The organism is Streptomyces sp. NPDC006326 (genome assembly GCF_040612915.1).
Classification (GTDB): Bacteria; Actinomycetota; Actinomycetes; order Streptomycetales; family Streptomycetaceae; genus Streptomyces.
Genome location: NZ_JBEXRC010000042.1, coordinates 14,822 through 33,488, shown reverse-complemented (window position 1 = coordinate 33,488; position 18,667 = coordinate 14,822). Strand labels below are relative to the sequence as shown.

The following is an 18,667-nucleotide window of genomic DNA, read 5'->3' as shown; positions in this document are numbered from 1 at the left end:
ATGGACCTGACGAATCGACAACTGGTCCATACCTCCACGGGAAAAAGGACGCCATCATGGAAGGGAAAGCCGCCCCCATTCCCTTTCAAGGAGAGAATCACATGCTGAAGAGCACCCGTCTCAAGGTCGCCGTGTTCGCCGGTGTCGCCGCGCTGGCCACCGCGACGGCCGTCACGGGTCCGGCGTCCGCGGCCGTCGAGGGCGGCAGCGGCTGCTACACCCTGCCGGGCAGCTGGAAGGTCGTCGACGACAACACCCACGACACCTTCCTCGGCAGCTACCACGGCAGCGCGACCGCCACCTCCGGCGTCGTCAACTTCACCTCGCCGAACAACACCACGACCGCCTCGCACGGCGAGTGGAAGCAGACCGGCTGCGGCACCTACTCCGACACCGACACCGCCTTCCTGATCGGCACGGACGGCAAGGCCAATTCCACGATCACCTTCAAGGCCAACATCACGGTGACGGGCCGCAACACCGCCAACTTCGACTTCGCCTTCCAGATCAACAACCTGGACGGCACCTTCGTCACCGGCGGCGCCTCCACCGGCAAGGCCACCCGCATCGCCGTCCAGCCGCGCTAGGCACCCCGCCGCCCCTCGCCCTTTCCCCAGCGCCCGTACGGGCCCGGCTCCCCCCCGCCGGGCCCGTACGGCTTTTCGGCGTGCGCGCGGCTGCGCAGGGAGTACGGGCACACGAGCGGGGCCCGTCACCCAGGTGACGGGCCCCGCGGCGGCAGTGTCCGGGATCAGGCCGGGTCGGGCGCCGGCAGCGCCGCGACGACCACCTTGACCTCGTCCGGCGTGAGCTCGATGCCGAACTGCTCGGCGAGCAGGCCGGCCACCTCCTCGTCCACGACGGACCTGACCTCGACCGTGCCGTCCGCCCGGGTCAGCGTGAGCTTGCGGTGGTTGAGGTTGAGCCGCCATCCCTCGGCGATCCGCTCCAGGAACACCCGCCCGGTGAAGGGCGAGCTGGAGTGGGTGGAGATGAAGTAGTTCGCGACGACGCAGTCGATGTGGTGGTGCGCCTCGGTGGCGTACCAGTACAGCGGGAACCAGTCGTCCTCCCGCTTCAGCGAGAGCACCCATTCCTTGTCCGAACCCTCGACCCGGGCCAGCCGGTACACCCAGCCGCCCTGGTCGCGGACGATGCCGTCGGAGACCGGGATCGGCTCCAGGGGACCCTCGTCGCCGAAGCCGACGTCCGCGAGGTACGTCTCGTCGCCGACGGCCACGCTCAGCACGAGGTGCGTCCGCGGCAGCGGCTTCGGCGCGTCCAGGAGCGGGCGGGCGTACAGGCGGGTGACCTCGTACCCGAGCCGCTCCAGCAGGACCGCGAACAGCATGTTGTGCTCGTAGCAGTACCCGCCGCGGCTGCTGCGCAGGAGCTTGGACTGCATGGCGTCCATGTCGAGGTCGATGCCCCGGCCCAGCAGGATGTCGAGGTTCTCGAAGGGAATGGCGAGGGCGTGCGCCCGGTGCAGCCGGCGCAGGGTCTCCGCGTCCGGCTGCAGCGGCCCGGTGATGCCCAGGCGGTCGAGGTACGCCTGGACGTCGAGGCGGTCGGCCTGCCACTGGGCGGCGCTGCCGATGGGCTTCACGCTCAGCCCTTCTTCTCGCTGTCGAGCATGGCCATGCCCTCGGCGTCGAAGCGCGTACCGGCGACCTCCTCGGCGGGCACCGCGCGCTCGATCTCGGCGACGTCCTCGGCGGTCAGCTCCAGGGAGAGGGCGCCGAGCGCCTCGGTGAGCTGCTCGCGGCGGCGGGAGCCGACGACGGGCACGATGTCGACGCCCTGGGCCATGGCCCAGCCGATGGCCAGCTGCGAGGTGGTGACGCCCTTGGCCTCGGCGACCTTGCCGAGGGCCGCGACCAGCTGGAGGTTGCGGTCGAGGTTCTCGCCGCTGAACCGGGGGAAGTTGCTGCGGCCGTCGTCGGTCGCGGCGGCGCGCTGGTGGTTCCAGCGGCCCGACAGCAGGCCGCGGGCGAGGACCCCGTACGCGGTGATGGCGGTGCCGAGCTCGCGCGCCGTCGGCAGGATCTCGTCCTCGATCGAGCGGGACAGCAGCGAGTACTCGATCTGGAGGTCGGCGATGGGGTGCACGGCGGAGGCGCGGCGCAGCGTCTCGGCGCCGATCTCGGACAGGCCGATGTGGCGGACCCAGCCGGCCTCGATGCACTCCTTGATGGCGCCGATGGTCTCCTCGATCGGCACGTTCGGGTCGAGGCGCGCCGGGCGGTAGACGTCCACGTAGTCGGTGCCGAGCCGCTGGAGGGTCTGGGCGAGGGAGTTCTTGACGGCCTCGGGGCGGTTGTCGACGCCGAGGATGCCGCCGGCCGGGTCGCGCAGCACGCCGAACTTGACGCTGAGCGTGAGCTGTTCGCGGTCGTGGCTCTGCAGCACCTCGCGCAGGAGGAGCTCGTTGTGGCCGCTGCCGTAGAAGTCGCCGGTGTCGAGGAGGGTGATGCCCGCGTCGATGGCGGCGTGGGCGGTGGCGACTCCCTCGGCCCGGTCGGCGGGGCCGTAGAAGTCGGACATGGACATCAGGCCGAGGCCGAGAGCGGAAACCTCAGGGCCGGCCGAACCAAGTGATCGCAGCTGAGTCATATCGTCCAGCATTGGGCAGCGCACCGGCCCTCAAAAGATATTCCCGATGGCTGTGTCAGGTTCCACTTGGCCTGAATTCGACGGAAGACGGAGAGGCGGCTTTACAACTCGCGCGGGCTTTGCGGATCATGCACAGCATGACAGAGACCATGCGCACCGTACGTCAGGAAACCCTCGGCGGAATAGAGGTCCTCGACCTGACAGATTCCCCGATTCCCGCTCCCAATTCCACGGAGATCCTGGTAAAGACCCACGCCGCCGGCGTGAATCCGATCGACTGGAAGATCCGTGAATTCGGCTTGTGGCTCACCCCGCCGTTCGGCGTCGGCTGGGACGTCTCCGGCACCGTCGTGGCCGTCTCGCCCGGCGAGAACCGCTTCCAGGTCGGCGACGAGGTCTTCGGCCTCCCGTCCTTCCCGAACGAGGCCGCCGGATACTCGGAGTACGTCGCCGCCCCGGCGCGCCACTTCGCCCGCAAGCCGCAGGCCCTGGACCACGTCAAGGCGGCGGCCCTGCCGATGGCCGGCCTGACGGCCTGGCAGGCGCTCGTGGACGGCGCGGACATCCAGCCGGGCCAGCGCGTGCTCATCCACGCGGCGGCCGGCGGGGTCGGCCACATGGCCGTCCAGATCGCCAAGGCCCGCGGCGCGTACGTGATCGGCACGGCGAGCGCCGCCAAGCACGAGCTGCTGCGCGAGCTGGGCGCCGACGAGCTCGTCGACTACACGGCGCAGGACTTCACCGAGGCCGTCCAGGACGTGGACGTCGTCTTCGACCTGATCGGCGGCGACTACGAGGACCGCTCGCTGCGCATCCTGCGCCCGGGCGGCACCTACATCGGCGCGACCAATCCCCTCGCCCTGGAGGAGATCAAGGCGAAGGCCGAGGCGCTGGGGCTGCGCGGCATCACGGTCAACGTGGCGCCGGACCACGCCGTCCTGGAGCAGCTGGCCGAGCTCGCCGAGGCGGGCCGCATCCGCCCGGTGGTCGCCGAGACCTTCCCGCTCCAGGACGTGCGCAAGGCCCACGAACTGAGCGAGTCGAAGCACACTACGGGCAAGATCGTCCTCACCATCTGACCGCGGGCGGTACACCCCGGCCCCGGCACGGCACCCGCCCTGCCGGGGCCGGCAACGTCAATGGCAGAACTTCTCGGTCGCCTTCGCGGCCCCGTCCTGGTAGCCCTCCCGCCAGTCCATGCTCTGCCGGTTGATGTCACGGGGCGGCTTGGCACGGCAGTTGTGCCGGATGTCGGCGTAGCCCCGGTCGTACCCCTTGCGGTACTGGCGGCTCTTGCCCGCCTTTTCCTTGGGTGTGGCGCCGCAGAACACGTCCCCGTCCTTGCTGCTGCTGACGAAGAACGTGCCGGCGGGCAGCTCGGAGAGGGTGATGGTGCCGTTGGCCGGAACGGTTCCGCCGGCCCCCATGCCACCGTTGCCGCTGGTGACCCACTCCCCGCGGAGCTCGAAGGTGGCCCCGGGAGTGAAGCCCTTCCCGCGGAGCAGGTACACGGTTTTGCCCGGCTCCGAGTTCAGGTCGTCCCTGCTCATGGAGCACTTGGCGGCGGGGGCGGCCGGCGCGGCCGGCGCGGCCACGGCCGGACCGAAGGCGACCGAGGTGACGAGTACCGGGGCAGCGGTGATCGCAAGCCAGGATGCTCCTCGCATGGCTCTGCCTCACAGACTGATGGAGCGCAGTCCCCGAGCACATCCAGCTTAAAGAGGACCCGAGTCCCCCGCACGGCGACAACGGCGACAACGGCGGCGCAAGGGGCGGTGGGGGGCACGTACGGCGCCCGTGCGCCCACCGTCCCGGCCGGTTGCGCGGCCGGCCCGGTCAACGGCCCGCAGCGGCTCCGAATTCCCGGGAGCCGTGCAGCCACGCCACCTTGTCGTACATGTCGTCGTCCGACAGCGAGGCCAGCATCGCGTTGCGCTCGATGCGGGCCCCGCCTGCCGCGTGGTAGAGCCGGCGCCCCATCTCGCGGGCCACCAGCTGCACTTCGGCCGTCCGCTCGCGCCGGGCCGCGTTGTACTTCTCCAGCCGCTGCTCGTAGTCCGCCGGGCAGCCGTCGAGCAGTCCGCTCAGCAGCACCGCGTCCTCCACGGCCTGGCAGGCGCCCTGGGCCGCGTACTGGAGCATCGGGTGTGCGGCATCGCCGAGGAGGGCGACCCGGCCCTCGGTCCACCGGTCGACCGGGTCGCGGTCGCACAGCACCCAGGACTTCCAGTCCCGGCCCAGCTCCAGCAGCCTGCGGGCCGCACCGGACAGTTCGGGGAAGGAGTTCAGCACGTGCTCGTGCTCGGCGGGCACGCCGGCCACCGCCTCGGTGGCGCCGTCGTCCCGCGTGGCCGCCAGGTTGAAGTGCTCGGAGCCCGCGATCGGGTAGTGCACGAAGTGCCACTTGGGGCCCGCCCACAGGGTCACGGTGTTCCAGCGCAGCTCCTCGGGCACCTCCTCCATCGGGATCACCGAGCGGTAGATGGTGTGCCCGGAGACCCGCGGGGCCCCGTCGCCGACCATCTGCTGCCGGATCGCCGAGTGCAGGCCGTCGGCGCCGATCAGCGCGTCGCCGGTGATGCGCCGGCCGTCCGCGAGGACGGCGGTGACCTCGCCCGCCCGCTGCTCGTACGCGACCACGTGGTGGCGGCCGCGCAGTTCGACGCCGGGGTGCCGGCGGGCGGCCTCCAGCAGCGGCAGGTACAGGTCCACGCGGTGGACCACCGCGTACGGGTTCCCGAACCGGGCGCGGTACTTCTCCTTCACGGGCATCGCGGCGACCTTCTCGCCGGTCGTGCCGTCCATGAAGCGCAGCTCGTCGATGAAGACGGCGCGGTCGCGGACCTCCTGGCCCACGCCGAGCAGGTCCAGCGCGTGGAAGGCGTTCGGGCCGAGCTGGATGCCCGCGCCGACCTCCGTGAAGACGTCCCTGCGCTCCAGGACGGTGACCTGGTGTCCACGCCCGGCGAGCCCGAGCGCCGCGGCGAGGCCGCCGATGCCACCGCCGGCGATGAGTATGTCGGCCATGGGTGTCTCACATCCCTTTCGTTGTCAGTGACTGGTGGTGGTGCCCGAGTAGGGGCGCGTACGGGCCGGGAAGAGCCGTTCCAGTTCGGCGTGGAAGCCGGGGAAGGTCTTGCCGACGCAGGACGGGTCGTCGAGCGTGATCCCGGGGACCCGCAGGCCGAGCACCGAGAACGCCATGGCGATCCGGTGGTCCCGGCGGCAGGCGATCTCGGCGGCCGCGGGACGGCCGGGGTGGACGGTGAGCCGGTCCGGTCCGGACTCGGTGCGGATCCCGCAGGCCCGCAGGTTCTCCTCGACCGCGGCGATCCGGTCGGACTCCTTGAGACGTGCGTGGGCGATGCCGTGCACGGTGATGGGCGCGTCGGCCAGCGGGGCCACCGCGGCCAGGGTCATGAAGGTGTCCGAGATGTCCCCCATGTCGACGTCGAAGCCGCCGCGCAGCGGCCCGGTGCCGGTGACGGTGGTCTCCCGCTCGCCGATCTCCACCCGGGCGCCCGCCCGGCGCAGCACCTCCACGAAGCCGAGGTCCCCCTGGACGCTGCCGCGTCCCAGTCCGGGGACGGTGACGGTGGTCCCGGTGACGGCCGCCGCCGCGAAGAAGTACGAGGCGGTGGAGGCGTCGGGTTCGACGGTGAGGTCGGCGGCCCGGTAACCGCCGGGCAGCACCTGGATGGCACCGCCCTCGAACTCGTCGACGTACGCGCCGAAGTGGCGCATCAGCGCCTGCGTCATGGTGATGTACGGGCGGCTGACCAGCCCCTGCCCGCGTACGGTCAGCGGCCGGCGCATCAGCGGCCCGGCCATCAGCAGACCGGTGAGGTACTGGCTGCTGAGCGAGGCGTCGACGGTCAGCTCCCCGCCCGTCAGGCCCCCGGCCGTGACCGTCAGCGGCAGACCGCCGACCGGCTCGGTCACCCGGGCGTCCGCGCCGAGCCGGCCGAGCGCGTCGGCCAGCGGCCGCAGCGGGCGGGCCCGCAGCTGGCCGGTGCCGTCGAAGGTGAAGGTGCCCGCTCCGGTCGCCGCGAACGGAGGCAGGAACCGGGCGGCGGTGCCTGCGTCCTCGCACCACACGGTGCCCCCCGCGGCGGGGGCGCGGCCGCTGCCGCACACCTTCCAGCCGTCCACGCCCGTCTCGACGGGCACGCCGAGGCCGATCAGGGCCTCCCGGAAGGCGACGGTGTCCTCGCTGACCAGCGGCGAGCGCAGCAGGGAGACCCCGTCGGCCGCGGCGGCCAGCAGCAGCGCCCGGTTGGTGATGCTCTTCGAGCCGGGGATCCGGGCGGTCAACACGGTGGCGGTCACCTCGCCTCCCGGTGCGCGGCCCGGGCCAGACCGGCCCGGGCGGTGGCGGCCACCCGCTCCGCGGTGAAGCCGTGCTGCCGGTGGAGGGGGGCGTACGGGGCCCCCGCACCGAACTGGCCGAGCGCGACCGGGATCCCGGCGTCGCCGAACAGCTGGTACCCGCCGAGCGCGGAGCCGGCCTCCACGGAGACCCGGGCCCGCACACCGCTCGGCAGCACCTCCTCGCGGTAGGCGGCGCTCTGCTCCCGGAACCCCTGGGGGCACGGCATGGACACCACCCGGGCGGCAATGCCCTCGCGCTGGAGGATGGCCCGGGCGTCGAGGGCGACGGGCACCTCGCTCCCGGTGGCGATCAGCACCACCTGCGGGGCGCCGCCCTCCGCCTCGGCCAGGACGTAGCCGCCGCGCGCGGTGCCCTCGGCGGGCTCCGTCCCGCCGGCGCCGCAGCGGTCGGGCACCGGAAGGTCCTGCCCGCCGTCGCGCGCGCCGTCCCGCCCGCTGTCCCGCCCGCTCGGGGAGGGCCGGCCGGTGAGGGTGCGCAGCGCGACGAGCGAAGGCCGCCCGGTCTCCTCCCGGGCGGCCGACAGGGCCCCGTGCACGGCCGGGGCGCGCCCCTCCTCGGGGTCGCGGTGGGACCAGCCCGGGTCGCCCGGGTCGTTGCGCAGCAGCCGCTGGAAGAGCAGGTGGGCGGCGGGGGCGGGGCTCGTGGCGGTGCCCGCGCGGCCGTGGCCCGCGGCCTCGACGGCCAGGGCCCGGGCGGTGTCCACGGCGCGCCGGTGGAGGCCGCTCCACTCGAAGGGACGGGGGGATGTCGGGGATGTCTGCGTGGGACTGATCACCGCTGTGCTCACCGCTCTGCTCAGGGCTCCTCTGCTCGGCCGGACCCCGGGGGCGCCGGGGCACTGCTCACTTGCTGGTCACGCGCCGGGGCACACGTCGTGCCGCGCGCTCCTCGGTCGCTGCTCGCTCGCCGCTCGTCCGCTGCTCATTCGCTGGTCTTGCGGTCGAGCACGAGGTCGTGCCCGACGATGTAGGCGGCCGCGTCCGAGGCCAGCCAGACGACGGTGTCGGCGATCTCCTCGACGCCGGCGCCCCGGCCGAGGGGGCAGGGGCTGATGGCGTTGATCCGGATGGACTGGCCGACGTACTCGCGGGCCGCGGTCCGGGTCAGTGCGCTGACGGCGGCCGTGGAGGCGGCGTACGCCCCGAGGCCCGGGAGCATCCCCTGCGCGCCGATGTTGCTGGCGGTGTTGACGATGACTCCCCCGCCGGCGGTCTCCATGTGGGCGATCTCGTGCTTCATGGAGAGCCAGACGCCCGTCAGGTTGGCCGTGAGGGTCTCGGCCCAGACGGTCTCGTCGATGTCGGCGACGCTCTGGTGCGGGCCCAGTTCGGTGGTGTTGTTGAAGGCCACGTTCAGGGCGCCGTGGCGGCGTACGGTCTCGGCGACGACGTGGGCCGCGCCGGCCCCGGCCGTGGTGTCCGACACGTCGGCGGTCACGCTGTCGGCCCGGCCGCCCGCGTCACGGATCAGCTTGACCGTTCCTTCGAGCGTCTCCGGGTGGCGGCCCGCGACCACCACGAGGGCGCCGAGCCGGGCGAAGGCAACCGCCGCTGCCCGGCCGATGCCTTCGCCTCCTCCGGTGACGAGGACGACCTGGCCGTCGAACCGTTCAGACATCAGCGTTCTCCTGATTCTCCGCGTCGGATTTAACGGGAAAGGCGCTCTGTGGAACGCCATCAACCAACCGTCACCCTGCAAGAAAGAGGGGTCCCCGGGGCAGTGGGGTTCGGTCACTTCGTCAGGTCCTGAGGGCATCTGACGTAATGCTGTGAGCGGCTTTGACAGGGGCGTTCTCCCGGCTGATGCTGCACGCCGGCCCAGCGGCGGAAAAGGGAGATCGATGCTGACGCTTTCATGGACCCGTCCGGTAGTCGACGCAGGTCAGGAGTGTGGTGGCGGTCCGACGCGGGAGAACCTGTGGCAGGCGCTGCTACACAAGGCGCAGTTCCCGGTGGACTATGTTCCGGCCATTACGGAATGCCGGATCGCCGAGTGGTACGCCGATGGTTTTCTCCGCGAAATCCGGCGCGGCGACCAGACGTTCCTGCAGCGGGTCACCCCGCAGGAGAGCGCGGGGCGCATTACCTACCGGCATCTGGACGACACCGACATCGCGGAGATCCGCAATGAGATCGGCGAGGACGACCGGGGACGGCTCACGCTGACGCTGAGCATCACCCTGACCGAGCGCCCGGCGGCCGCGATCCTGGCGCAGAACACCTATCTGCGCGACCTCGACTGCGATTTCCACGGCACGCTGGAGGCCATGACCCAGGTGCTGCACCGGGTCATGATGGGCTCCGCGGCCGATGCGGCCACGACGACGGCCCCCCACGGCCCGCAGGGGCAGTGAGGGGCCGTACGCGTACGCCCCGGCTCAGGCCGGCGCCGCCTGCGCGACGGCGCCCGGCCCGGTCCGGCCGTCCTGCCCGCCCTGCGCGAGCGGCCCGCCCTCCCGGATCAGGTCGAGCCCGGGCAGCGCGGGCAGGGTGTGGACGCCCTCGACCGTCGCCTCGACGTCGAACACCGAGTACTGCACCGGTGCCCGCCCGATGAGCTCGGCGGCCCGCGGGGCCAGCGGACGGGCCGCCGCCTCCGCCGACTCCCACAGCAGCACCGCGCCCCACCGCTCGGTCGCGGGGTCCGCGATCCAGAACTTCAGCCGCAGGCCCTCGACGGCCGCGAACCGGTCGACCGCCTCATCGCGCAGGTACGCCCGCAGCGAGGCGATGCTGTGCCCCGACCCCGACAGGTCCCACCAGGCCACCGTCGCCTTCACACCAACTGCTCCTGGAGCAGGCCCGACAGGGCGTCGCCGACGATCCGGATGCCGTCCTCGGTGAGCACCGACTCGGCGTGGAACTGCATCGAGCGGAAGCCGGGCCCGCGCAGCGCGTGCACCTCGCCCGTCTCCGCCTCCCGGCAGACCTCGACCGTGCCGATGCCGGGCACCTCGACGGTGTCCGCGGCGCTCTGCGAGGCGAAGGTGTTGTAGAAGCCGACGCGCTCGCGCCGCCCGAACAGCTCGATCTCCCGCTGCACGCCCTGGTTGGGGTGCTCCCGGCGCCGCAGCTGCAGGCCCAGCTTCATGCTGAGCACCTGGTGGCTGAGGCAGACCGCGAGGAACGGCCGCCGCTCCGCGAGGAGGGTGTCCACCGCGGACCGCAGGTGCGCGATCTTCGGGTGGTCCACGTCCCGCGGGTCGCCCGGCCCCGGTCCCATGACGACCAGGTCGTACGGGGCGAAGCTGTACGGCTCGTCGAAGCGGCAGACCGTGACGTCGGCCTCCATGGCCCGCAGCTGGTGCTCGATCATCGCGGTGAAGGTGTCCTCCGCGTCGACGACCAGCACCTTGCGGCCCACCAGCAGCGGGACCGGCCGGGTGCGGGAGGCGTCGTCGTCGAGCCAGAAGCCGGCGATGGTCGCGTTGCGCCGGCTCAGCGCCGCCCGTACGTCCGGGTGGTCACCGAAGCGCCGCGGCCCGGACTGCTCGAACATCGCCAGCAGACCGGCGGCCTTGGCCCGGGTCTCGGCGACTTCCGACAGGGGGTCCGAGTGGCGCACGAGGGTGGCGCCGACGCCGATGCGCATCCGGCCGCTGCCGTCGATGTCGGCGGTGCGGATGAGGATCGCCGAGTCCAGCGTCTGCCCGGCGTTCTCGTCCTGGCCGATCAGGGCCAGCACCCCGCTGTAGTAGCCGCGGCCCTGGGGCTCGTACTTCCTGATCACGCGGCCCGCGCTCTCCAGCGGGGAGCCGGTGACCGTCGGCGCGAACAGGGTCTCGTGGAGGATCTCCCGAGGGTCGCGGGAGGTACGGCCCTCGATGAAGTACTCGGTGTGCGCCAGCCGGGCCATCTCCTTGAGGTACGGGCCGACCACCCGGCCGCCCGACTCGCAGATCCGGGCCATCATCTTCAGTTCCTCGTCGACGACCATGTACAGCTCGTCGGCCTCCTTGCGGTCGGCGAGGAAGTCCATGACGCCGGGCAGTTCGGGGCCCGAGGCGGGGAACCGGTAGGTGCCGCTGATGGGGTTCATCACGGCCCGGCCGCCGCTGACGCTCACGTGCCGCTCCGGGGAGGCGCCGATGAGGGTGCGGTCGCCGGTGTGCACGATGAAGGTCCAGTACGCGCCGGTCTCCCGCTCCAGCAGGCGGCGGAAGAACCGCAGCGCCGCGTCGACGGAGTAGTCGCTGATGTCGGCGACGAAGGACCGCTTCATCACGAAGTTGGCGCCGGCACCGGTGCCGATCTCGTCCGCGATGACCCGGCGGACCGTTTCGGCGTACGTGTCGTCGTCGATGTCGAAGTCGCCGCCCGCGGCCAGGTGCACCGGTGCGTCGGCGATCCGGCCCAGCACGGTCTCCAGCGGCAGCTGCGCCTGCTCCTCGATCACCATGGCGAGCAGCGGGGTGCCGTCGTCGGGCGCCTCGAAGCCGCGCTCGGCGAGCTGCCGGTAGGGGACCAGGGTGAGCACGTCCTGACGGGCGCCGGCACCGGCCTCCGGGTCCCGCAGCGGGATGTCGGCCAGCGTGTCCGCCTCGGTGAACTCGCCGAGGAAGAGGTCGATGTGGCGGGAGACGGTCGTCTCCGGCCGGTGGATCAGGGCGAAGGCCGGCGGCCGGCCGGTGAGGATCCGGCCCAGCAGGTCCCCGGTCATGCGGATTCCCTTCCCGCGTACGCGGCCACCCGTTCGGGCAGGGCCGTCAGGAGCTCCTTGGTCGTGGTCAGCCGGGCGCACCGGCCCGCGGCGTACTCCAGCGCCATCCGGTGGTCCTCCCAGCTGAAGTCGGCGATGGCGTCGGCGACCAGGAAGGGCTGGATGTCGTTGGTGAAGGCGTCCACGGCGGTCATCAGCACGCCGACATGGGCGTACACCCCGCAGATGATCAGCTGGTCGCGGCCCTGCGCGCGCATCCGCTCCAGCAGGTCGGTCTTGAAGAAGGCGCTGTAGCGCCACTTCGTCAGCATCCAGTCGCCGTCGGCGGGCGCCACCGGGTCCACGACCTGGCGGTGCTCCGGGCTCGGCTGCATGCCGGGGCCCCAGAAGTCCTTGAGCAGACCGCGCTCCTCGGGCGTCATCCCGCCCGGCTGTGCGGTGTAGGCGACGGGGATGCCGAGCTCGGCCGCGCGGACGCGCAGCTCCCCGGCGTTGCGGGACAGGTCCACGACGGGCTGTTCACCCGCGGGGAAGGCGGCCAGGAAGTACTTCTGCAGGTCGTGCACCAGCAGGACGGCGCGGTCCGGATCGACCTCCCAGTCGACGGCGGAGGCGGGCAGGTCGGCCGCCGCCGGCATCGGATACGGGCTGATCGCAGGTATCCCTGCCATGCGTTTCTCCCTCTCGTTCACGCTCTCGTTCACGGTTCGCTGACTGCTTGCACCGGTCTCAGGCACCGAGCGCCGCACCGCCGTCCACGGTGAGGTCGTGCATCGTGATGTGGGCGGCCTTGTCGGAGAGCAGGAAGACGACCGCCTCGGCGACGTCCTCGGGACGCGCCAGCTTGCCCAGCGGGATGCCCACGCGGTACGCGTCCGGCACGCCCTCGATGGAGGCGCGGGCACTGCTCTCGTCCTGCCACATGGAGCTGAGCATCGGAGTGTCGGTGGAGCCCGGCGCCACGAGGTTCGCGCGGATGCCGAACTTGGCCACCTCCAGCCCCAGGCACTTGGTGAACATGGTCGCGGCCGCCTTGGAGGCGGCGTACGCGGACATCTCCGTACGGGCGGTGCCCGCGGCGTTGGAGGCGATCGTGACGATCGCACCCCGCCGGCGCGGCACCATGCGGTTGACCACCGCGCGGGAGACGAAGAAGACCCCCGTGGTGTTGACCGCGAACGTCGTGCTCCACTCCTGGTCGGTGAGCTTGCGCGCCTCGGCGAGCCGCAGCACGCCCGCCGCGTTCACGAGGAAGTCGAGCGGGCCGACGAGCGCCTCGACGTCGTCCACCAGCGCCTCGACGTCCGCGCTGGAGGTGACGTCGGCCGGGAACGGGTCGACCCGGCCGCCCTGCTCGCCGACGGACTTGGCCACCTCGCGCAGCCGGTCCGCATCGCGGTCCACCGCGGCCACCCGTACGCCCCGGGAGGCCAGGGCGCGGACGATGGCCTCGCCTATGCCGCCGGCCGCTCCGGTGACCAGAGCGATCTTTCCTTCCATGATGGAGTAACCCCCTTTGTTTCTTCGGCCTCAGCCGCGCCAGGCCGAGGCGACCTCGACGGCCTGGTCGGAATTGAGACGCGGGTCGCAGAACGAGGTGTACTTCTCGCCCAGTTCATCGACGTGGAATTCGTCGGCAACGCATTCGTGGACCTGGTCGGGGGTCGTTTCCAGATGAAGTCCGGCCGCGACGCCGCCGTTCTCGACCACGGCCTTCTGGAATTCCTCGACCTCGCGCACGACGGTTTCGACATAGCGGGTCTTCACCCCGCCCGGGGCGCTGACCGTATTGCCGTGCATCGGGTCGCACATCCACAGCACGGGGTGGCCGGCCTCGCGGACCGCTCGGACCAGTTCCGGCAGTTTCGCCGCGGCGGTGCCCTGGCCCATCCGGGAGATCAGCGTGAGGCGGCCCGGCTCGCGGTCCGGGTCGAGCTTCCCGCACAGCTCGACCAGCTCGGCCGGGGTCATCTTCGGTCCGACCTTGGTCGCGACCGGGTTGGCTATGGTCGCGAACAGCTCGACGTGGGCGCCGTCCAGCTCGCGGGTGCGCTCACCGATCCACGGCCAGTGCGTCGAGGTGAGCAGCCGCGAGCCGTCCGGCTCGGTGCGCACCATCGGCCCCTCGTAGTCGAGCAGCAGCGCCTCGTGACTGGTCCACACGGGCGCCTCGGCCGCGGAGGGGCGCTGCTCGCCGTGCCAGCCCAGCAGCTCCATGGCGCCGGCCGCGGCCCGGTAGCCCGCGACGAGCCGCTGCGGGTCGGGGCGGCGCAGCTCGGGGTCCGGCTCCGGGCTGTTGACCATGTGCCCGCGGTAGACCGGCAGCTCGACGCCGGCGACGGTCTCGGTCGGGTTCGAGCGGGGCTTGCCGAACTGCCCGGCGAGCCGGCCCACCCGGATCACGGGCTTGAGCGAGCGCGTCTTCATGACACCGGCCAGCACATCGAGGAGGGCCGCCTTGCGGGCCACGTAGCCGGGGGTGCACTCGGCGGGGTCCTCCGCGCAGTCCCCGCCCTGGACGACCTGCACTTCGCCCCGCGCCGCCGCGGCGAGCAGGGCCCGCAGGGCGTCGACGTCCTCCCGGCGCACGAGGGGCGGGGCGTCCGCGAGCTCCGCCCTGGCATTGTCCAGGGCTTCTTCGTCCGGCCAAACGGGCTGTTGGCCCGCGGGCAATGATTTCCAGCGTGCAACACCGTACATGTGGCACCTCCCAGTGCTGAACCTGCCGTGACATCAGATGCAGCGAGAAGTGTGTGAAACGGGGAAACGGGTGAACCACCAGAGATTCCCCACTTCGTCAGGTGGGGGCGCGTTCGGTCAGGTCGTGAGCGGGCGCGCGGAATACACCTGACGCACTACCCCGACGCGCGGGACGGACCGGCCGCCGGACCCTTTAGGGTCCGCACACGTGGTGAGGCACAGAGCACATGCAAGAAGCGGCACTTGACACACCATCACCGCACTATTTCAGGCGCATGTCGTGACGTTCTAAGGTCGGGATCGTGGTTAGTCAAGGAGCTGGAGCGCTGCTGAAGCAACTGGTGTCCGAGGGTGTCTCGCCCTGGCTGAGCGCGCACGACCCCGAGGAGTTCGACGCCGGGGTCCGGTATCCGACGCTGGGATCCCACTTCCACAACGCCCTGGCGCCCGCAGGAAGCACCCTGGCCCAGCTGCGCCGGGCCTGCGACCTCCTGCTCCCCGTCTACGAGGTGAGCAAGGGCACCGTGGGCCACGTCTCGGTGGCGGTGTCGCCCCGGTGGGCCCACGACGCCAGGGCGCTCGCCACGGCGGCCCGCGCCGTGCACCGCTCGGTGGCGCGCGCCAACGCACTGGTGCGCCTTCCCATGACCGCGGCGGGCCTGGAGGCGCTCGCCGACTGCCTCGCCGAGGGGATCGGGGTGCACGCCTCGATGGTGTTCTCCGGCGAGCGGTACGCCGAGGTGCTCGACGCGTACGTCGACGGGCTGGAGCGGTCCCTCGCCTCCGGCCGGCCGCTCGGCGAGGCCCCGATGGTGGCCTCCTTCGCGGTGGGCCTCTTCGACGCCGAGGTCGACGCCCGGCTGGACGAGCTGGGGGTGGACCCCGGCCACGAGGTCCGCGGGGCCGCCGGACTGGCCGTGGCCCGCAGGATGTACCGGCTGCGCGAGGAGCGGCTCTCCGGGGACTGGTGGCGGGTGCTGCGGGCCAACGGCGCGCCGCAGCCGCGGCTGCTGTGGGGGACCGGGGCCGACGGCAGTGTGGGCACGCTCATCGGCTGGAACACGGCCCTCGCCCTGTCCGTGGACACCCTGGAGGAGGCCGCGCAGGACGCGGAGCTGTCCGGGGACACCCTGCTGAACGGGGACGGGGCCGCGACCTGCGCCCTGCAGGCGCTGGAACGGCTCGGCGTCCCGGCGGCGCAGGTCGCCGCGGTGCTGGAGACGGCGGAGCTCGCCCGCCTCCAGCACCGCTGGCTGCTCAGGAGGGGATCCGGTCTCGCTGCCTCTCCGGGAAGCGAGTACCGGTCAGCGCCAGCAGCGGAGCAGCCTTGACCGCGGTCTCCTCGTACTCCGCGGCCGGATCCGACAGCGCCACCACGGCTCCGCCCACCCCGTACGAGACCCGGCCGGAGGTGACGGTGGCGGTGCGGATCACGATGCTCAGATCGGCGGCGCCCGAGAGGGAGAAGTAGCCGATGGCGCCCGAGTAGACCCCGCGCGGGCCGGCCTCCAGCCGGTCGATGATCTGCATCGTCCGCAGCTTGGGCGCGCCGGTCATCGAACCGCCGGGGAAGGCGGCGCGTACGCAGTCGACGGCGCTCGCCTCCGGCCGCAGCCGGGCCCGTACGGTGCTCACCAGCTGGTGGACGGTCGCGTAGGTCTCGACCCGGAAGAGCTCCTCGGCCTCGACCGAGCCCGGTACCGCGCACCGGCCGAGGTCGTTGCGGACCAGGTCGACGATCATGAGGTTCTCGGAGCGGTCCTTCTCGTCGCCCAGCAGGTCCGCGACGAGCGCCGCGTCCTCGGCGGGCGTCGCGCCGCGGGGCCGGGTCCCCTTGATGGGCGAGGACTCGACCAGGCCGTCGCGGGAGACCCGCAGGAACCGCTCGGGCGAGGTGCTGAGCACCGACAGTTCGCCGAACTGGAGCAGCGCGGCGAACGGTGCCGGACTGGTGCGGCGCAGGGTGCGGTACGCGGTCCAGGGGTCCAGCCCGGTCTCGGCCTCGGCCATGTTGGTGAGGCAGACCTCGTAGGTCTCCCCGGCGGAGATCTCCTCCAGGCAGGTGTCGATCAGGTCCAGGTAGGCCGCGCGGTCGTGGCGCAGGGTGATCTCCCCGCCGGCGGCGGCCGGCGGCGGGGCCGGCAGGCGCAGGCCGGCGAGCCGTCCGAGCCGTTCGGCCGTGCCGATCAGCCAGGCCTCGGCGGCGGCTTCGGCCGCGTGCGGAGCGCCCTGCTCCTCGACGAGGGCGAGCAGGTGGGTGGTGCCGGTGGCGTGGTCGAGGACCAGGGCCCGGTCGGCGAAGACCATGGTGGCGTCGGCGACGGGCGAGCGGTGCACGAGGTCGCCCCCGCACTCGGCCTTGAGCTCGTAGCCGAGGTAGCCGACCCAGCCGAGGGTGAAGTCGAAGGGGAGCTCGGAGGGTGCGGGGAGCTCAGTGTGCAAGGAGCGCAGGTCGCGGTCGATCCACTCCAGGAACGCGCCGGCGACCAGCTCGCTGTCGCCTCCCGCGGAGGTGACGGTGACGACCCCGCTCCAGACGTCGGCCGTGGCGACACGGGCCAGCGGTCCGGTGGCGTCGCCCATGACGGAGAACCGGCCGCGGTCGCCGCCGGGCAGGCTGCTGTCCAGCCAGTAGGCGTGGTCGTTGCCGCGGAACAGCTGGTCGAAGACGGTCTCGGCGTCCCAGCGGGTGGGCAGCCGGCGGGTGGTCAGGCGCAGCCGGCGGGCTGCGGCGGGCGCGGCCTCGGGCGCCGGGGCGGCGGGGGCCGGGGCGGGGGCCGGGGCCGGGGCCGCGGCCGGTGAGGGGGCCGCGGCGGTGGGGCGGACGGTCCGGTGCTCCGCCTGGTGGGAGCGGGTCAGCTCGGCGAAGTTCGCGAGCAGCTCGGTTCCGTACTGACTGCAAATGGACTCGGGGTGGAACTGCACCCCCCACAGGGGTCTCTTCCGGTGGCGCAGCCCCATCAGGATGCCGTCCGGCGTCCAGGCGGTGGCCTCCAGCTCCTCGGGCAGGTCCGTCACCGCGAGGGAGTGGTAGCGCACCACCTCCATCGGGGAGGGCAGTCCGGCGAACAGGCCGGTGCCCTCGTGCAGCACGGGCGAGGTGCGGCCGTGCCGGGGCTCGGGGGCCCGGTCGACGGTGGCGCCGTGCAGGTGGCCGATGCCCTGGTGGCCGAGGCAGATGCCCAGGAGCGGCACGGGCGAGTGCCGGACGATCTCGGCGCAGATGCCGAAGTCGGCGGCGCGGCGCGGTGTCCCGGGGCCGGGCGAGACGACCACGTTGTCGAACGCGGCCAGTTGTTCGATCTTCCAATGAGGGTCGTCATTTCGAACAACTTCCGGCTCCCGACCATTGACCTCGGTCAGATAGTGGAAGAGGTTATAGGTAAAAGAGTCGTAGTTGTCGACCAGAAGCGTACGCACGATGAAATCTCCCCCCGGAGCGGCTCAGGCCTAGTTTGCGGCAGTTGGCTTGATTTCGATCAGCATGTGCTCGACCATGTCCTCTCCGTACTCCCCCTCGCGGACCCGGCAGCTGGCCACCGTCTCCAGCTCGCGCCGGCAGGCGTCGGCGATCTCGTGCAGCGCGGCCAGGTCGCCGCGGTCGCTGAAGTGCAGCAGGACGCGGCCGCCCGGGGCGGTCCAGTGCACGGACTGCTCCAGGTAGCGGCGGTGCGTCTGGTAGCCGGTGTCCACGTAGGCCCGCTCGTGCACCGACTTGTACTCGTAGCTCTCCGGCCCCATCACGTAGTTGGAGCTCCAGAAGACGAGGTCGAACCGCTCCTCCTCGCGCAGACCCGAGAAGAGGTCGCTGTGCACGGCCTGCAGACGGTCCGCCACCCCGTGGCGCTCGGCGTTGACGGAGGCGTTCTCCACGGCGGAGGGGCTGATGTCGGCCGCGACCACCCGGTCGTATCCGGCCAGTGCCGCCGTCACGGCTATCACACCGGTCCCGCAGCCTATCTCCAGGAACGAACCCGAACGCGGCGTCTCCTGCGGGACGTTGAGGCCCAGCAGCTCCAGTGCCACCCCCGTGGACGGGGAGTAGACGGGGGCGAAGACCTCGTCGAACAGGTCCCACTCGCGGTCGCCGAGGGTGAACACCCGGGGACGGTCCTCCCTGGTCAGGGACAGCCGGCTGCGGAGCAGCGACCGCTCGTAGCTCTGGAGCTGAGACAGCTGATCCAGCTGAGACAGCTGAGACATGCGAACTCCTCGTGAAGACGTACGGGCTCTGGACGGCGCGGTGGGGTGCCGGCGGTGGTGCCGGCACCGGAACGCTCGGCGCTCAGCCTGCCCTTGAGT

General features: G+C 72.0%; 18 protein-coding genes. 4 read left to right on the top strand and 14 right to left on the bottom strand.

Going from position 1 to position 18,667, the window contains the following annotated elements; translation table 11 throughout:
* The first annotated feature begins 101 nt into the window (after window positions 1–101).
* Window positions 102–587, top strand: a complete 486-nt coding sequence (locus ABZ128_RS27320) for a hypothetical protein (protein WP_356851535.1) — start codon at window positions 102–104, stop codon at window positions 585–587.
* A gap of 164 nt (window positions 588–751) precedes the next feature.
* Here the strand turns inward: ABZ128_RS27320 and ABZ128_RS27315 are convergent, their stop codons facing one another.
* A complete protein-coding gene (locus ABZ128_RS27315) occupies window positions 752–1,606 on the bottom strand; it encodes an arylamine N-acetyltransferase (RefSeq protein ID WP_356851533.1) in 855 nt (284 codons plus the stop codon).
* 2 nt (window positions 1,607–1,608) lie between these two features.
* Window positions 1,609–2,613, bottom strand: a complete 1,005-nt coding sequence (locus tag ABZ128_RS27310; RefSeq protein WP_356851532.1) for an aldo/keto reductase — start codon at window positions 2,611–2,613, stop codon at window positions 1,609–1,611.
* A 137-nt stretch (window positions 2,614–2,750) separates the two neighbouring features.
* Between ABZ128_RS27310 and ABZ128_RS27305 the strand changes: the two genes are divergently transcribed.
* Window positions 2,751–3,692, top strand: coding sequence for an NADP-dependent oxidoreductase (locus tag ABZ128_RS27305; RefSeq protein WP_356851530.1), 942 nt, complete (start codon window positions 2,751–2,753; stop codon window positions 3,690–3,692).
* Between the two features lie 57 nt (window positions 3,693–3,749).
* Here ABZ128_RS27305 and ABZ128_RS27300 read toward each other — a convergent pair whose 3' ends face one another.
* From ABZ128_RS27300 to ABZ128_RS27280, 5 genes are all read right to left on the bottom strand, one after another.
* Window positions 3,750–4,280 (bottom strand): hypothetical protein, encoded by a 531-nt coding sequence (locus ABZ128_RS27300; protein WP_356851529.1) that lies wholly within the window; start codon window positions 4,278–4,280, stop codon window positions 3,750–3,752.
* A gap of 169 nt (window positions 4,281–4,449) precedes the next feature.
* Entirely contained in the window at window positions 4,450–5,640 is a 1,191-nt protein-coding gene (locus tag ABZ128_RS27295) for a 3-hydroxybenzoate 6-monooxygenase (protein ID WP_356851527.1), read from the bottom strand.
* A gap of 24 nt (window positions 5,641–5,664) precedes the next feature.
* Entirely contained in the window at window positions 5,665–6,942 is a 1,278-nt protein-coding gene (aroA, locus tag ABZ128_RS27290; RefSeq protein ID WP_356851525.1) for a 3-phosphoshikimate 1-carboxyvinyltransferase, read from the bottom strand.
* Window positions 6,939–7,709 (bottom strand): transketolase C-terminal domain-containing protein, encoded by a 771-nt coding sequence (locus ABZ128_RS27285; protein WP_356851524.1) that lies wholly within the window; start codon window positions 7,707–7,709, stop codon window positions 6,939–6,941. The genes aroA and ABZ128_RS27285 overlap by 4 nt, the downstream gene beginning before the upstream one ends.
* A 218-nt stretch (window positions 7,710–7,927) precedes the next feature.
* Window positions 7,928–8,623 carry an SDR family oxidoreductase gene (locus tag ABZ128_RS27280; RefSeq protein ID WP_356851522.1) on the bottom strand — a complete coding sequence of 232 codons (696 nt, stop codon included), beginning with the start codon at window positions 8,621–8,623 and terminating at the stop codon, window positions 7,928–7,930.
* 223 nt (window positions 8,624–8,846) lie between these two features.
* On the opposite strand from ABZ128_RS27280, the gene ABZ128_RS27275 reads away from it, so the two are divergent.
* The gene (locus tag ABZ128_RS27275) at window positions 8,847–9,359 is read left to right on the top strand and encodes an AtaL-like protein (protein WP_356851521.1); all 513 of its coding nucleotides are present in this window, start codon (window positions 8,847–8,849) and stop codon (window positions 9,357–9,359) included.
* Window positions 9,360–9,383: 24 nt separating this feature from the next.
* Here ABZ128_RS27275 and ABZ128_RS27270 read toward each other — a convergent pair whose 3' ends face one another.
* The 5 genes from ABZ128_RS27270 to ABZ128_RS27250 are packed head-to-tail and all read right to left on the bottom strand — an operon-like array spanning window position 9,384 to window position 14,365.
* Window positions 9,384–9,785 carry a hypothetical protein gene (locus ABZ128_RS27270; RefSeq protein WP_356851520.1) on the bottom strand — a complete coding sequence of 134 codons (402 nt, stop codon included), beginning with the start codon at window positions 9,783–9,785 and terminating at the stop codon, window positions 9,384–9,386.
* On the bottom strand, window positions 9,782–11,665 hold the full coding sequence (locus tag ABZ128_RS27265) for an anthranilate synthase family protein (protein ID WP_356851519.1): 1,884 nt from the start codon (window positions 11,663–11,665) through the stop codon (window positions 9,782–9,784). The genes ABZ128_RS27270 and ABZ128_RS27265 overlap by 4 nt, the downstream gene beginning before the upstream one ends.
* The gene (locus ABZ128_RS27260) at window positions 11,662–12,336 is read right to left on the bottom strand and encodes an isochorismatase family protein (RefSeq protein WP_356851517.1); all 675 of its coding nucleotides are present in this window, start codon (window positions 12,334–12,336) and stop codon (window positions 11,662–11,664) included. The genes ABZ128_RS27265 and ABZ128_RS27260 overlap by 4 nt, the downstream gene beginning before the upstream one ends.
* Window positions 12,337–12,394: 58 nt before the next feature.
* Complete coding sequence (locus ABZ128_RS27255; RefSeq protein WP_356851515.1) at window positions 12,395–13,165, bottom strand: 2,3-dihydro-2,3-dihydroxybenzoate dehydrogenase; 771 nt, start codon at window positions 13,163–13,165, stop codon at window positions 12,395–12,397.
* Window positions 13,166–13,195: 30 nt separating this feature from the next.
* Window positions 13,196–14,365, bottom strand: coding sequence for a 3-deoxy-7-phosphoheptulonate synthase (locus ABZ128_RS27250; RefSeq protein WP_356851513.1), 1,170 nt, complete (start codon window positions 14,363–14,365; stop codon window positions 13,196–13,198).
* A 302-nt stretch (window positions 14,366–14,667) separates the two neighbouring features.
* Here ABZ128_RS27250 and ABZ128_RS27245 point away from each other — a divergent pair, with 302 nt between their 5' ends.
* Window positions 14,668–15,696 carry a transaldolase family protein gene (locus ABZ128_RS27245; protein WP_356851512.1) on the top strand — a complete coding sequence of 343 codons (1,029 nt, stop codon included), beginning with the start codon at window positions 14,668–14,670 and terminating at the stop codon, window positions 15,694–15,696.
* On the opposite strand, the gene pabB is transcribed toward ABZ128_RS27245, so the two are convergent.
* Both pabB and ABZ128_RS27235 read right to left on the bottom strand, forming a co-directional pair.
* Window positions 15,623–17,785: an aminodeoxychorismate synthase component I gene (pabB, locus tag ABZ128_RS27240; protein ID WP_356851511.1), complete on the bottom strand. Its 2,163-nt coding sequence runs from the start codon at window positions 17,783–17,785 to the stop codon at window positions 15,623–15,625. The two genes, ABZ128_RS27245 and pabB, sit on opposite strands and share 74 nt — an antisense overlap.
* A gap of 30 nt (window positions 17,786–17,815) precedes the next feature.
* On the bottom strand, window positions 17,816–18,568 hold the full coding sequence (locus ABZ128_RS27235; RefSeq protein WP_356851509.1) for a class I SAM-dependent methyltransferase: 753 nt from the start codon (window positions 18,566–18,568) through the stop codon (window positions 17,816–17,818).
* Window positions 18,569–18,667 lie beyond the last annotated feature (99 nt).

What these genes read in the sequence shown, in the direction of transcription:
- ABZ128_RS27295 (WP_356851527.1), bottom strand. Translation starts at nt 5,640, where the DNA reads ATGGCCGACATACTCATCGCCGGCGGTGGCATCGGCGGCCTCGCCGCG.
- ABZ128_RS27310 (WP_356851532.1), bottom strand. Translation starts at nt 2,613, where the DNA reads ATGACTCAGCTGCGATCACTTGGTTCGGCCGGCCCTGAGGTTTCCGCT.
- ABZ128_RS27300 (WP_356851529.1), bottom strand. Translation starts at nt 4,280, where the DNA reads ATGCGAGGAGCATCCTGGCTTGCGATCACCGCTGCCCCGGTACTCGTC.
- ABZ128_RS27275 (WP_356851521.1), top strand. Translation starts at nt 8,847, where the DNA reads ATGCTGACGCTTTCATGGACCCGTCCGGTAGTCGACGCAGGTCAGGAG.
- ABZ128_RS27250 (WP_356851513.1), bottom strand. Translation starts at nt 14,365, where the DNA reads ATGTACGGTGTTGCACGCTGGAAATCATTGCCCGCGGGCCAACAGCCC.
- ABZ128_RS27235 (WP_356851509.1), bottom strand. Translation starts at nt 18,568, where the DNA reads ATGTCTCAGCTGTCTCAGCTGGATCAGCTGTCTCAGCTCCAGAGCTAC.
- ABZ128_RS27255 (WP_356851515.1), bottom strand. Translation starts at nt 13,165, where the DNA reads ATGGAAGGAAAGATCGCTCTGGTCACCGGAGCGGCCGGCGGCATAGGC.
- ABZ128_RS27260 (WP_356851517.1), bottom strand. Translation starts at nt 12,336, where the DNA reads ATGGCAGGGATACCTGCGATCAGCCCGTATCCGATGCCGGCGGCGGCC.
- ABZ128_RS27320 (WP_356851535.1), top strand. Translation starts at nt 102, where the DNA reads ATGCTGAAGAGCACCCGTCTCAAGGTCGCCGTGTTCGCCGGTGTCGCC.
- ABZ128_RS27265 (WP_356851519.1), bottom strand. Translation starts at nt 11,665, where the DNA reads ATGACCGGGGACCTGCTGGGCCGGATCCTCACCGGCCGGCCGCCGGCC.
- ABZ128_RS27305 (WP_356851530.1), top strand. Translation starts at nt 2,751, where the DNA reads ATGACAGAGACCATGCGCACCGTACGTCAGGAAACCCTCGGCGGAATA.
- ABZ128_RS27280 (WP_356851522.1), bottom strand. Translation starts at nt 8,623, where the DNA reads ATGTCTGAACGGTTCGACGGCCAGGTCGTCCTCGTCACCGGAGGAGGC.